Genomic DNA, 11778 nt, shown 5'->3' on the forward strand with positions numbered 1-11778 from the left:
TTGAAAAAAAGAACAAAAGAAACTTGAGCGGTTCATTTACCACTAAAATCCAACTTAAATAGATAGAGATAAATTTTTCCTATCTATTTATTACATATAAAACTAAAAACCAAACTCAAACTATTTATTTTTATACTGAACCTGCACTTCATTAGATAATGGAACAATCATGGAAATTTTATTTACCTCATCAACTTTTCGGATAAGTAGTAATTTATCACCGATTGCCAAAGCTGGAATCCACCTACTTCCATTAATAATTACATGTTCATGACTATCAAACAGAGTTATCCCCTTGTATGAACCATACGAAAACATCAAGAAAACTGGCAATACTAAAATTAAAACAGCCGACATCATTTTAATCATAAGATATGGAGATCCAATAAGAAAAACAACAGAAAAACCAACAAGAACCGACAGAAAAAAATAAATAAACTTGATAAAAAAACCATCAAAAATATAACCACTTACTGCTAAATTCATAAAAGGAACTGCCAAAATACAAAAAATTGTAGAAAATAGCACAAGTCCAATAAAATAAAATAAAGATTTAGGTTCACTAACACTTTTAGAGTAGCAGAAAAAAAACACAACTATTGCAATCAAAAATACGGGGGCGCCAACAACCATAAAATTATATACAGGAATTGCATTTATTGCCCACGCGGCTCCGGCGAATCCCAGCACCCCATAAAAATATGCATAGCCTGATAAACCAGCTAATGCTGCAACAATCACAATAACTATCGACATATTGCTCAACAAATTTTTCATTGCATTCACCGAATGCACTTCATTAGTGTGTTCCATACCTATAACCTTTGCATTCATGACGATTTAATTTCTAATTAACAACGTTTTTCTAAAGAATAACTAATCAAAGCAAAATTCATATCTTAACGCCGATCACTCCGTTCACTTAGCCCCACAAGTGCAACGATATCCCGATGTAAATCCACTGCCCTCAGCTGCGTATACCTCGCCAAATTCTTCCTTCTGCCCCGATACCAAAGCCACTTCTTGAATCTGGTCGCACTTCAAACAAGCCGCTAATGATCATGAAAAATTAAAATATCAATCCTCGCCAGCACAAACAGCCATTCAAAGTGCGCCCTTACAGTGCCGCCATGATAATTGAATATCCATTCGTCAGCGCGTGCTTGCAATTTAATAATTGAAAATGACTCATCCAATAAGGGTGCAGTTTGATAATTGCCAAGTTTTTCTTGTGGGGACTTTGCGATTGCGAAGCAGGATGCGGCGGTGGGTTTCATTCAAAACGGCAGGCGCAGCGAAAGGCGGCGTTGATTTAACGCTGCGGCGCAGATGGTGATTTGCGTTGGGTTGATGTTGGATTGGTGGGTTACGCCTTAAGGCTAACCCACCCTACGCAAAAACTGCCTTACTACGACGTATTTAACTACAGGCTTTGATTTGCATGGGCTGGATGGCTATACATCGAGTAAATTGGTTTTATTCAAACTTTGTGCAAATTTTGTGTTGATACCTTACAACGCAAGCGCTGGGTTCGCTCGACTGTAGCTCCTTCCCCCTTGATGGGGGAAGGCTGGGATGGGGGTGTTGAGCTGCACGCCGTAGTTTCACCCTCACCCTACGCCCTCTCCCATCAAGGGAGAGGGAATGCCGCGATGCTTTCACCAATATTTGATCGCTGGCAATACCCAGCATAAAACGAAAGGCAAGCAAACTATTTCCCGCCACATCCACGCGCCATTTAAGCCGCCGCTTGACTAAAACAAGCCAGCGCGGCGGCAAACGCGTAAAATGATGCAGATTCAGGGCTTGGCCCGACACTACCGCGATATAAATACTGCAATGTCAATTCAAACACCCAACACCCCTTCCCGCCGCTTCTGCATCGCGCCGATGCTCGATGGGTGTCATTACACTTAAAATACAATAAAATCAACAAGATAGAACGCAACACATCAAAAATAGCACTAAACACCCTCATTTTTTAGTGCAAATCAATACAAAACCCTTCTCACCCCCTCATCAAAAACCAATCTAATACAAAATCAATCCGCCCTTTATTCAGCTTTAAATGCAATTTTTTCGAAGTTTTACTCAAGCTCACTCGAATAAAAATAAAAATAAAACCTAAGCGTCAAGTTAAAAGCTACTTTTAACACCATAAATAGAAAACCCGCCAGATGCGGGTTTCGATCAATCAAAGCAAAAAAAACAACGGCACTTTCAGCGCTATATTGCCTGATCCATCCCCCTTCATCGGGTGTGAAGTGGATCAAGATGCGCTGCTATATATAGCAGATCAGCATCACTCATACCGGCATCCGCCAATTTTTCTCGCCCCCCCTGACTCACCGTTGTAATCAGCTAGCGCACGATTGGTGCTCTCATCTCTTTGATAATGAAAACGATGCGCTTCTTATCGGATGTAGCAACTAGTAATTATGGGTATCCGTAATTATAAATTTATTTAGCTCTTGAGACACGCATCACCCGACCACTACCGACTCTGAACCATTAATAGCTTGAGAGTCAGGTAACAAGGGTAAAGCAGCCACTCATGGGCCGCACTGAGTTTTAACACTTAGGTCTAAACGGTCGCTAATTTTATATTTTATGGCAGGGGCTATCGCCCAGGTTAACCGGAAAAAATGCGGAGCATTTTTGTCCGCGTTGAACCTACAGTTAGGCAGGTGACAGATTCACTATTGACGGCGTCGCTCATGGCTTCGGTTCCTCGTGCATGGATTCCGTGGCCTGAATGAGTTCTTGCAACTCTTCGATTGAGAATGGTGGATCGCTCTTGTGCAACATAGCGTGGCAGTTTGGGCACACAGGGCGGAGCTCATTGATTGGATCGACCTCACGAGCCTTGCTGATGCTTGAAATAGGCGTGAGATGATGAACATGCATAAAACCCTTGCCTACCTCGCCAAACTTGTCGGCAAAGTTGAATCTGCAAACAGTACAGCTATATCCATGGTGAGTTAAGCATGCCGACCGTGCCTTAGCACTACGTTCATAGGCATTCACAATTACGCGCTTCGTTGCGCCTTCAACAAAAGTTTCGACTTCATCCGGGTAGCCCGTTTCGCCACCAAGAATAATGTCTGACGAGAAGTCCGCTTTCAGCTTGATAGGCCAATAGGTTCGATCTTTTCCGGATGGAGTGACGCCGATCTGTTGGCAGAGCGCAAGGTATGCCTTCTCGGCCTTGGTATCCTCGATGGCTCGGCCTAAATGCTTGGTAATGGCTGGCGTCGTAATCGATCCATTCTTTCTTGGAAATGCTTGGTGCTTTTCCGCTGTGCAATTGGCATAGCCAGCAAAGCGACTTGGTGCGAACATGAACCTTCCGTCCAGTACACCATATACAAAGATTTTCCCCAGGCGTAGTCGTTCTTTGTAGTAGGCGCTATGAAATTCATTGGCGCTCTGTCGGTAGCCATCAAAGATGTGCAAGTTGGTAGCAATTTGATCTGACGACGAGACTAGTTCCATGCTGCTTCCTAAAAAAACCTAACGATTAAGCTAAGGGGCGGCTGCACGCCGTGCCAGTGAATGAAATGAGGGACTTCAGCGCCTTGTTAGACAATCGGATTTTCATTGTTATAAAAACCACTCCATGTGTATACATGTAAGGCTTGTGGTTCTGATCTTTTAAAAACAAAAACATACTTTGCATTTACAAGGACACCGAACCCGTGAAAATGATTGGTGGGGATTTCTTGAAAGCGACGTTGATAGTAATCTTTGCCTGTCTGACGTGGGGCTTTGGGATTGTCAGGGACTTCACTTGGAATTAGGATTGCAAACGATGGATGTATAGCATTTCGAAATTCATTTTTTTTGCGCTGCTCATTTAAAAGCTGGCCGAATACTTTATGTACAGTGTTTGGGGCATCTCTTGTTTCATGTGTTTTTGCTTCAATGGCAATTAGCTCGCCAGAGCTTGTGGTGAGTTCTATATCTGCAAAATTACCAGTGTCTCCATTCTGATTGTGAATGGTTGCTGCATGGAATGTATGCGCTGTATTTAGCGTAAGATAATTGCAAAATTCTTTAACTAATTCTGCTTCAAGCATTGATCTTGGCATGAGTGGTTGCCTAACGTTTGGTTAAGGGGCTGCGGCACGCAGTACCAGAGAGCGAAGCGAGCGATTTGAACCAGTTTTTAGGTTTCATAACGCGGTACTCACTCATTTATCTCCGCATAGACATCTCTGATTAATACAAGCACGTTTCTGCAGAGTGGCATTACGGGAGTGTCTTGACCTCGCATGCTCCCAAATTGGAAGTCTTCGGATAAGTTTGACTTCGTGGCCATAATGGAAAGAGAGCAGTGAAAATCAATGGGGGCAGAGCTGCGCGCGAAGCTCCAGCCAACCGGGTTGCTCGATAGATTTGCAGGGACTCGGCATACAGCTTCCTAACGTAGAAGTGAGGGGGCGAGCGGCCTTATCACGAAGCTCCCCTCGACTGCCGGGTTATGCGAACGTGCTTTCACAATGATTTTTCAGTCGCTTCATGATTTTTATGCAATTCTCGCGAACACCGTAAAGGTAGGAATGATCGACAGTAAGCGCTTCGACGGAAGGGGGCGGAAGATTGACATCTCGCAATTTAGCTCGATAGATGTCATTGACCAACCAACCATTGTGGACACCGAGATCACGCCGCGCCTTTGCCTCAACAAACCCCGGCCAAGCATCTTCGAGAAGATTGCCATCCGCTGAGATGATCGATAGTAAGTCTTTTTTGTAATCATTCGGCTTCTTGAACATTAGTCCGCTCGCGTGCCTCTGAATGGCAAGCTCAATGGCTTCTTGAAGCGTACCCATCTCCAATAGCTCCTGAAGTTCAAACGTTGATTTACCCATTTTTTTCGGGTGCAACCGTAGCACGTCAACGACAACATCCTGGAAATAGGCTTCAACCTCGGAAATGGTTGCGATCAAAGTCAGCCCGTCCAAAAATCCGATGACCTTGTACTCCGGTATATCGATTGTTGGATGGTTTTGATGGTGGGCTGGAATGTGTTCAGCCATGAATGAAAAGAGCGGCTGGAATTTTGACCCAGAGTCCTTGGAAAGCTGAGATAGCCCTTCAATGGCAATCTGGCTGATGCGGCTGAGTGCAAGAATGCGGCCAGCCCGTACTTGGAAAAGGCTATCAAAGGATTGCATGATGGTCATCCGGTTGCATAACGTGAAATATACACCTATTCAGGTGTATAACTCATTGATGCTACTCCTGTATCGCGATGGTTTTCAATGGCGTGGAGGTTATGACACCTGAATGTACACATCCAAATGAGCTTATGGCGCCTCGCTTGCTTGATGTTGTGCGCGAAAAGCTCCGTGTCAGGCATTACAGCCTGAGAACTGAACAGCAGTACATCAACTGGGTGCAGCGATTTTTACGCTTTCACCATCATCGCCATCCTCGTGAAATGGGGGCCGCCGAGGTCACTGCATTTCTGACGCATCTGACTGTTGATGGGGGCGTATCGGCCTCCACACAAAATCAGGCGCTGTCTGCCCTGTTGTTCCTTTATCGCCAAGTTTTGGACGTTAGCTTACCGTGGCTCGATGAGGTGAAACATCAATGGGGTCAGACTCGATTGATTTGTTACACAGTACTTCACTGAACTTTTTCGTATGAGACGCTACGCCCGCAGGGCGGGTACATCGAAGTTGAATCTCTCTTGATGTACTTTCCGACAACATTGTTCTGTGGGTCGCGCTCTTCGTACCAATACGTGTCGGTATCTTGCCCCTTGCGTTGCTCCCACTTCGTTTCTTTCTGAACGATAGTGTGCTCAGCAGGGATATTAAATTTCTTTCTAAGTTCTTCACTCATAGCGATATTCCTGATGAGACTTCTAAAAAAAAATGGGGTCAGGTCTTACATTTTACATCATATAAGGAAAATCAAAGGGGTCAGACTCAAAATCAATGGGGTCAGACTCGATTGATTTCTAGTTTTCCGTGGAATCAATCGAGTCTGACCCCTTTGATTTGTTAGGCCTTCCCCCTAGCGTTGAGCAGGGGCTAGACTGTGAACGGGCCGTACGAAACACCAAGTGAGCCGGGTGGCCCGTACGCCGCACAAACCGCGTCGGTTGGTATAACGAGCCTGGTCTGGCCTTTCGGGTGCCAGCAATTCTTGCCGGAGTAGTAAAAGGTGCTTCCGCCTGTGCCCAAGCCATACATTTCCTCTAGTTGAATCTCAAACCTGCCACGTGCGAGCCGCACAACTTTTGCAGGAACATAGTGAAGAAGCCCTGCCTGAGTGTTGCGGACTGCAAGCGAGGCATCAATCTTGACGTTGGCACGAAGCCAAGACTCAATTTCTTCGGCTGACTGTCCGAAGCATGGCACTTTTGATGTTTGCATATTCAATAATGTGAGTAAGAAGGCATAACGTGAAATATACACCTATTCAGGTGTATATTTAGTTTATCAATGTGTATAACTCATTGATGCTACTCCTGTATCGCGATGTTTTTCAATGGCGTGGAGGTTATGGTGCCTGAATATACACATCCAAATGGGCTTATGGCACCTCGCTTGCTTGATGTTGTGCGCGAAAAGCTGCGTGTTAGGCATTACAGCCTGAGAACTGAACAGCAGTACATCAACTGGGTGCGGCGATTTTTACGCTTTCACCATCATCGCCATCCTCGTGAAATGGGGGCCGCCGAGGTAACTGCATTTCTGACACATCTGGCTGTCGATGGGGGCGTATCGGCCTCCACACAAAATCAGGCGCTGTCTGCCCTGTTGTTTCTTTATCGACAAGTTTTGGACGTTAGCTTACCGTGGCTCGATGAGGTGGTGCGCGCAAAGCAGCCCAAACACCTGCCAGTGGTGCTGACTCGCCGTGAGGTTGCTGAATTGCTGGCGCAAGCGGATGGACTCTACGCCTTACAGCTACAACTACTCTATGGCACAGGCATAAGATTGATGGAATGCATGCGCTTGCGGGTGAACGATGTCGATTTCGAGCGACTGGAAGTCCTGGTACGCGACGGCAAAGGGGCTAAAGATCGGGTAACCATGTTGCCGCAGAGTGTCGTTGAACCATTGCAGGCCCATTTACTTCGGCGGCGTTCAATCCATGAAGCGGATCTGGCGGCCGGTATGGCCGATGTGTTTCTGCCTGATGCGCTAGCAATAAAATATCCGAATGCGGCAAAAGAATGGGGCTGGCAATATGTTTTTGCAACGACAGGTTATGTGCAAGATCCTCGCAGCGGTGCTGTGCGCCGCCACCATCAGGATGAAAAGCTACTGCAACGGGCAATGAAGCGCGCGGTAAATGCAGCAGGGATTGCTAAACCCGCCACACCACACACCTTACGCCATAGTTTTGCTACCCACCTGCTAGCCGCCGGTTACGATATACGGACGGTGCAGGCGTTGCTTGGTCATGCGGATGTGGCAACGACCATGATTTATACCCAGGTACTGAATAAGGGTGGCCGTGGCGTCACCAGTCCTTTGGATGGATTGTGATTATCACTAAGATTAAATTACACCGACAATGGTGCGTGTGGGATTTAGAGTGGCTTACTTAAGTGCTGATTTATGCAACCAAGCCCAGCAACCTCAAAAAAGCCCGCACAACGCCCTCGCATCCCAATTGGTAATCACCAGCTCTTTACTGCTTTTCACCTGGGCTTGCTTTGCATTATTGCCATTGCTGTATTTAATCTGAAGCTCTTGAATGGTTAGCCCAGCAAAGGCAGCACGGATATCGGGATGATCATTGATGCTGACCATCACCTTGCCTTCGCAGCTTTTCATAAACTCAGCCATGGCCAGATATTGATCAAATTCAAATGGCACGCCATACCCTTCGGTTTGCCAATAAGGTGGGTCGCAATAAAAGAAGCTGTGTTTGCGATCATAGCGGCGCATGCAATCGAGCCAATTCAAATTTTCAACGGTGGTACCCGCCAGGCGTAAATGGGCGGACGAAAGATTCTCTTCAATTCGGCACAGATTAATAATCGGCGCCGTGGTCGCGGTACCGAAGTTTTGACCGTCGACTTTTCCGCCAAAGGCATGCTGCTGCAAATAAAAAAACCGCGCAGCGCGCTGAATATCGGTCAGTGTTTCGATTTGGGTGGCCTGCAGCCACTTAAATACTTGCCGTGACGACAACGCCCATTTGAATTGGCGAACGAATTCTTCTAAATGATGTTGCACAACACGGTACAGATTAACCAAATCGCCGTTGATATCGTTAATGACTTCAACCGGGGCAGGAACAGGGCGTAAAAAATACAAAGCGCCGCCACCACAAAAGACTTCAACATAACAATCGTGTGGTGGAAACAAGGGCAATAGGCGGTCAGCCAGTCGGCGCTTACCGCCGAGCCAAGGAATGATGGGGGATGTGGACATCAGCAACTCCAGAGTCAGGCCCGTGATCGGGATCGAATTGGAGGCTCGTGGCCTTCAGGTGATTAAGCGCCCCGCACCGGGGACACTTGATAGACAGCTCAATAAATCGCCCTTCTGCGAGTTTTTTATTGCACTGAGCACAACGAATATTTTGCATAAACCATTATAGAACAAACGTTCTATTTGGTCACTCAAAAACATCACTTCCTCAGAGTGATCCTTATGCCTTTGATTTGGGTAACAGAACAACAAAAATACGCATAAGAATCAATTCACCCTGATTTTTCCGCGCGCCATTGCAGAGCGAGAAAATGAAGTCATCTCGATTTCTGTATTGATACAATGTATCAACATCACACTTGACTTGCGCTTATTGGCGTATCTACAATGAATCAACAAAGGAGTGAATAAAATGCGGCTTTCAATACAGAAGTGGGGAAATAGCGCTAGCGTCCGTTTACCGGCATTGCTATTGGAGCAAATGGGCGTTGGTATCGGCTCAGAATTAACCGCCACAATAACCCAAGACGGTTTGGTGCTACGGCCCAAAAAACAGCGCAAGCAGTACAACCTAGCTGATTTGCTTGCAAAAATCACACCAGAAAATAAGCACAATGAAATTGATTGTGGCGCGCCGGTTGGCAAGGAACAAATTTGATGGCGAAATTTGTTCCTCAAACGGGTGATGTGATTTGGCTCGATTTCGACCCGCAAGCAGGACATGAACACGGCAAGCGCCGCCCTGCGGTTGTGTTGTCGCCCGCTAGCTACAACAAGTCAACTAGCCTGATGATTTGCTGCCCGATCACTAGCAAGATCAAGGGCTATCCATTTGAAGTCGCCATTAATGGAAAAATCAGTGGTGTGATACTGGCCGATCAAGTCAAAAGTTTAGATTGGGTTGCCCGAAATGCCGAATTAGCAGATCACGCAGACGATGATGTAATTGATGAAGTACTGGCGATGGTCGCTGCACTGTTGAATATTCAAAGTTAAATGAGATGAATCGTGCCAAGTTTCGCAACCGCAATGGCGTCTAAACATGTTATGCGAAGTTTAAACACCAGGTCTGATGACGCGTTCTGATTACGTGATCGCCAATACGCTGGCACGATTAACTAACATTTTTGAATAAAGAACCGAAAAAAACAAAACAGCCCGCCTTGGCCATACACACAAAGACGGGCTGATTATTTTTTAGTCACGAACGGCACGCCGCACTGGTATTGGGCTTGCTGGACTTATCTACTGCTTATCCACAGCATTAACCTCAGCTTTTGTGGATTTAAAATACCCACCCTGCTCGGACTCGAGCGACGTTTTGACCTGATTGGCTTTGCGCCAGGTCCAAACCTAATCGCACACGCGATAAATCGCGCTCAAGCCAAACCCCCTTCTCCCGATCACTACCATAACTCACCCCAAGCGCCCAAACTTTAGCCGGCGGTGGCATATAGCCGGCTTCGAGTGGCATATCGATTGCTTTCACAATGTCACCATCGGGCGAGCTAACCACAATACGTCGGCCATCGCCCGATTGCACTAGGCTTAAATCAACCGATACCGGCTGACATTCGACCCCCGAGGCGATTGAGGCTTGTAATTTAGGTTTGACGGTAATCGCCACCCTGCGCTCTTCACGAACGCTTTTAGGTAAAATGTGTGGTACCGGCGAAGGCTTGCTAACCACGACACGCGCCGCCACCACACTCCCATCCGCTTGCTGCACTGGCGGCATGGCTGCAATTACTTCTGTGACGGGGTGTCGATAATCGCCGAGTAAATAGCCTAACCACCCTGCAAGCAAGACTGCGGCCAGCACAATGGTGCGCGGAATCAATACCGTACTCATCGCTCGGTCCGCCAATTTTTACGCTCATAATGCGGATAATCTGGCGTTTTCCATCGCCCCCCCCACACAAAACCAAAGCGCTCGCCAATCGGCCCTAGGCTTAAATAAAAACCCAATTCTCTGGCGTTATTGCCTTGCAAGTACTTACCGTTTTCAAACACACCGACATCGAGCGCCTCAGCGTCGCCATGCGGCGTTTCGGGTAAATCGGTGTTGTGTGCACTACTTTTGGTCCACGTCACTTTCTTACCGGGCTTAGTGCGGCCTTGCGCATATAACTCATCTTGCTGAGCTTGCGCTCGCCAGGTACAAATCAAACGCACTTCAATAGATGGATTGTTTTGTTTCAATGCCAGATTAGCTTCAGCAATAAATTGTTCGGCTAAATGACGAATGCTGGCGTGTAAATCTTTCAGGTCTCGACTCGACATATTTTCTATCCAAAATAAAACCCGCCAAAGTGGCGGGTTGAGGTTTAAGGTCATCGGGTTTGTTCGATACTTTTTTTCAGCATTAACTACCGTTGATTTTGTTGGCCTGTTTCTTTAACCACAGCTCAACAAATTGCGCGCCAACGATGCCCAGCGCAGAACCAATGGCCAACAAGGCGATCGGATGCAGGTTTGGAATTTGAATCAGCGCCAATCCTGCGATCGACGTCGTTGCGGCCCCCAAAATGGCGCGCCCCAAACACAACCGTACGGTCAGCTCTTCGCTTGAGACCAACAACTTGCCAATGGCAATTAATGCGCCAAGGACCAGCACGCTAATAAATGTTTTTTCATGCTCTTGCATATCGACTCACCAATCTTGGGACGTAAAAAAACCCGCATTTGCGGGATAATGGGCTGCTGTTCTTCTTTGCTTCATTAAAAAATTCAACCGATAAAACTCAGGATTCATTCAGCCGAATGGTGTAGTCAACGGCCTAGTTTCTAGCCGACCTTCAGACTCATGCCGCCGCCAAATAGAAGCGACCTTATCGTCGACAATTCATCAAGCTGCGCCAAAAAGGGCCATATTAAGATCAGTTTCATTCCGGCCAACCAACTACATACCCCGCCAGCCCTTCACCGCAGAGTATTTCAATTTCAGCTTTCATTGCGCGTTGTCGATCGTGGATGCGAAAACCTTGATTGAAAATCGCTTGATCGTGCGCGGCGTTGAGTTGTTGCAGCTGCTCTAGCGTCATCGGCACATCGATGTTATTAGCGTCAGTCCAATAAAACCCAGCTGGCAACCACGGCATTTTGACGCTGTTTTGTAATCGCGTGGCGACGGCAACGCCGCCGTCCCAAGTTTGTTCTGCGTGGCCAAAGACAAAGCCGGCTGCTTCTTTTTGATCGCGCCATGCGTTGATTTTTTCAACGACGTTTTGCCGCACTTGCTCGTCAGTCACTGCGGGCTGTGGTACGCCGCCATCTGCGAGCCATTGTTCATAATCACCCCAAAGTCGATGGCCTCGCGGAATATGTGCGCCCGCTTCGACATGCAGAATTGAATCAGCACCACTTGTTA

16 protein-coding genes are annotated in these 11778 nt (G+C 46.8%); 4 read left to right on the forward strand and 12 right to left on the reverse strand.

Annotated elements, in window-relative coordinates; genetic code table 11:
* Nucleotides 1-120: 120 nt before the first annotated feature.
* The 5 genes from Q0V82_RS11665 to Q0V82_RS11685 all read right to left on the reverse strand — a co-directional run bounded on the left by Q0V82_RS11665 (nucleotide 121) and on the right by Q0V82_RS11685 (nucleotide 5180).
* Nucleotides 121-813: a hypothetical protein gene (locus tag Q0V82_RS11665; RefSeq protein ID WP_297575908.1), complete on the reverse strand. Its 693-nt coding sequence runs from the start codon at nucleotides 811-813 to the stop codon at nucleotides 121-123.
* A 239-nt stretch (nucleotides 814-1052) separates the two neighbouring features.
* Nucleotides 1053-1277, reverse strand: a complete 225-nt coding sequence (locus Q0V82_RS11670) for a hypothetical protein (RefSeq protein ID WP_297575910.1) — start codon at nucleotides 1275-1277, stop codon at nucleotides 1053-1055.
* Between the two features lie 1438 nt (nucleotides 1278-2715).
* On the reverse strand, nucleotides 2716-3495 hold the full coding sequence (locus tag Q0V82_RS11675) for an HNH endonuclease (protein WP_297575911.1): 780 nt from the start codon (nucleotides 3493-3495) through the stop codon (nucleotides 2716-2718).
* Between the two features lie 86 nt (nucleotides 3496-3581).
* Entirely contained in the window at nucleotides 3582-4079 is a 498-nt protein-coding gene (locus Q0V82_RS11680) for a hypothetical protein (protein WP_297575913.1), read from the reverse strand.
* Between the two features lie 402 nt (nucleotides 4080-4481).
* A complete protein-coding gene (locus Q0V82_RS11685; protein WP_297575915.1) occupies nucleotides 4482-5180 on the reverse strand; it encodes a hypothetical protein in 699 nt (232 codons plus the stop codon).
* A gap of 146 nt (nucleotides 5181-5326) precedes the next feature.
* Between Q0V82_RS11685 and Q0V82_RS11690 the strand changes: the two genes are divergently transcribed.
* Nucleotides 5327-5644, forward strand: coding sequence for a phage integrase N-terminal SAM-like domain-containing protein (locus tag Q0V82_RS11690; RefSeq protein WP_297575917.1), 318 nt, complete (start codon nucleotides 5327-5329; stop codon nucleotides 5642-5644).
* Here the strand turns inward: Q0V82_RS11690 and Q0V82_RS11695 are convergent.
* On the reverse strand, nucleotides 5638-5856 hold the full coding sequence (locus Q0V82_RS11695; protein WP_297575919.1) for a hypothetical protein: 219 nt from the start codon (nucleotides 5854-5856) through the stop codon (nucleotides 5638-5640). The genes Q0V82_RS11690 and Q0V82_RS11695 overlap by 7 nt on opposite strands.
* 665 nt (nucleotides 5857-6521) lie before the next feature.
* Between Q0V82_RS11695 and Q0V82_RS11700 the strand changes: the two genes are divergently transcribed.
* Nucleotides 6522-7514 (forward strand): integron integrase, encoded by a 993-nt coding sequence (locus Q0V82_RS11700; protein WP_297575931.1) that lies wholly within the window; start codon nucleotides 6522-6524, stop codon nucleotides 7512-7514.
* A 93-nt stretch (nucleotides 7515-7607) separates the two neighbouring features.
* On the opposite strand, the gene Q0V82_RS11705 is transcribed toward Q0V82_RS11700, so the two are convergent.
* Together Q0V82_RS11705 and Q0V82_RS11710 are read right to left on the reverse strand one after the other, a co-directional pair.
* Nucleotides 7608-8408 (reverse strand): DNA adenine methylase, encoded by an 801-nt coding sequence (locus Q0V82_RS11705; RefSeq protein ID WP_297575921.1) that lies wholly within the window; start codon nucleotides 8406-8408, stop codon nucleotides 7608-7610.
* A complete protein-coding gene (locus Q0V82_RS11710; RefSeq protein ID WP_297575923.1) occupies nucleotides 8371-8565 on the reverse strand; it encodes a Com family DNA-binding transcriptional regulator in 195 nt (64 codons plus the stop codon). Before Q0V82_RS11710 ends, Q0V82_RS11705 begins: the two co-directional genes overlap by 38 nt.
* A gap of 255 nt (nucleotides 8566-8820) precedes the next feature.
* On the opposite strand from Q0V82_RS11710, the gene Q0V82_RS11715 reads away from it, so the two are divergent.
* A complete protein-coding gene (locus Q0V82_RS11715) occupies nucleotides 8821-9066 on the forward strand; it encodes an AbrB/MazE/SpoVT family DNA-binding domain-containing protein (protein ID WP_297575925.1) in 246 nt (81 codons plus the stop codon).
* Nucleotides 9066-9404 (forward strand): endoribonuclease MazF, encoded by a 339-nt coding sequence (gene mazF / locus Q0V82_RS11720; protein WP_297575926.1) that lies wholly within the window; start codon nucleotides 9066-9068, stop codon nucleotides 9402-9404. The genes Q0V82_RS11715 and mazF overlap by 1 nt, the downstream gene beginning before the upstream one ends.
* A 289-nt stretch (nucleotides 9405-9693) precedes the next feature.
* Here the strand turns inward: mazF and Q0V82_RS11725 are convergent, their stop codons facing one another.
* The 4 genes from Q0V82_RS11725 to Q0V82_RS11740 all read right to left on the reverse strand — a co-directional run.
* Complete coding sequence (locus Q0V82_RS11725) at nucleotides 9694-10260, reverse strand: hypothetical protein (RefSeq protein ID WP_297575927.1); 567 nt, start codon at nucleotides 10258-10260, stop codon at nucleotides 9694-9696.
* Nucleotides 10257-10691, reverse strand: coding sequence for a M15 family metallopeptidase (locus Q0V82_RS11730; protein WP_297575928.1), 435 nt, complete (start codon nucleotides 10689-10691; stop codon nucleotides 10257-10259). The genes Q0V82_RS11725 and Q0V82_RS11730 overlap by 4 nt, the downstream gene beginning before the upstream one ends.
* A gap of 82 nt (nucleotides 10692-10773) precedes the next feature.
* The gene (locus Q0V82_RS11735; protein WP_297575929.1) at nucleotides 10774-11055 is read right to left on the reverse strand and encodes a hypothetical protein; all 282 of its coding nucleotides are present in this window, start codon (nucleotides 11053-11055) and stop codon (nucleotides 10774-10776) included.
* Nucleotides 11056-11293: 238 nt separating this feature from the next.
* The coding region (locus Q0V82_RS11740) for a DUF4376 domain-containing protein (RefSeq protein ID WP_297575930.1) at nucleotides 11294-11778 on the reverse strand (485 nt) is incomplete at its 5' end.

Source organism: uncultured Deefgea sp. (assembly GCF_947072475.1).
Taxonomy (GTDB): domain Bacteria; phylum Pseudomonadota; class Gammaproteobacteria; order Burkholderiales; family Chitinibacteraceae; genus Deefgea.

Bases quoted from the DNA above. Each gene is read 5' to 3' on its own strand.
- Q0V82_RS11665 (WP_297575908.1), bottom strand. From the start codon at position 813: ATGGAACACACTAATGAAGTGCATTCGGTGAATGCAATGAAAAATTTG.
- Q0V82_RS11670 (WP_297575910.1), bottom strand. From the start codon at position 1,277: ATGAAACCCACCGCCGCATCCTGCTTCGCAATCGCAAAGTCCCCACAA.
- Q0V82_RS11675 (WP_297575911.1), bottom strand. From the start codon at position 3,495: ATGGAACTAGTCTCGTCGTCAGATCAAATTGCTACCAACTTGCACATC.
- Q0V82_RS11680 (WP_297575913.1), bottom strand. From the start codon at position 4,079: ATGCTTGAAGCAGAATTAGTTAAAGAATTTTGCAATTATCTTACGCTA.
- Q0V82_RS11685 (WP_297575915.1), bottom strand. From the start codon at position 5,180: ATGCAATCCTTTGATAGCCTTTTCCAAGTACGGGCTGGCCGCATTCTT.
- Q0V82_RS11695 (WP_297575919.1), bottom strand. From the start codon at position 5,856: ATGAGTGAAGAACTTAGAAAGAAATTTAATATCCCTGCTGAGCACACT.
- Q0V82_RS11700 (WP_297575931.1), top strand. From the start codon at position 6,522: ATGGTGCCTGAATATACACATCCAAATGGGCTTATGGCACCTCGCTTG.
- Q0V82_RS11705 (WP_297575921.1), bottom strand. From the start codon at position 8,408: ATGTCCACATCCCCCATCATTCCTTGGCTCGGCGGTAAGCGCCGACTG.
- Q0V82_RS11710 (WP_297575923.1), bottom strand. From the start codon at position 8,565: ATGCAAAATATTCGTTGTGCTCAGTGCAATAAAAAACTCGCAGAAGGG.
- Q0V82_RS11715 (WP_297575925.1), top strand. From the start codon at position 8,821: ATGCGGCTTTCAATACAGAAGTGGGGAAATAGCGCTAGCGTCCGTTTA.
- mazF (WP_297575926.1), top strand. From the start codon at position 9,066: ATGGCGAAATTTGTTCCTCAAACGGGTGATGTGATTTGGCTCGATTTC.
- Q0V82_RS11725 (WP_297575927.1), bottom strand. From the start codon at position 10,260: ATGAGTACGGTATTGATTCCGCGCACCATTGTGCTGGCCGCAGTCTTG.
- Q0V82_RS11730 (WP_297575928.1), bottom strand. From the start codon at position 10,691: ATGTCGAGTCGAGACCTGAAAGATTTACACGCCAGCATTCGTCATTTA.
- Q0V82_RS11735 (WP_297575929.1), bottom strand. From the start codon at position 11,055: ATGCAAGAGCATGAAAAAACATTTATTAGCGTGCTGGTCCTTGGCGCA.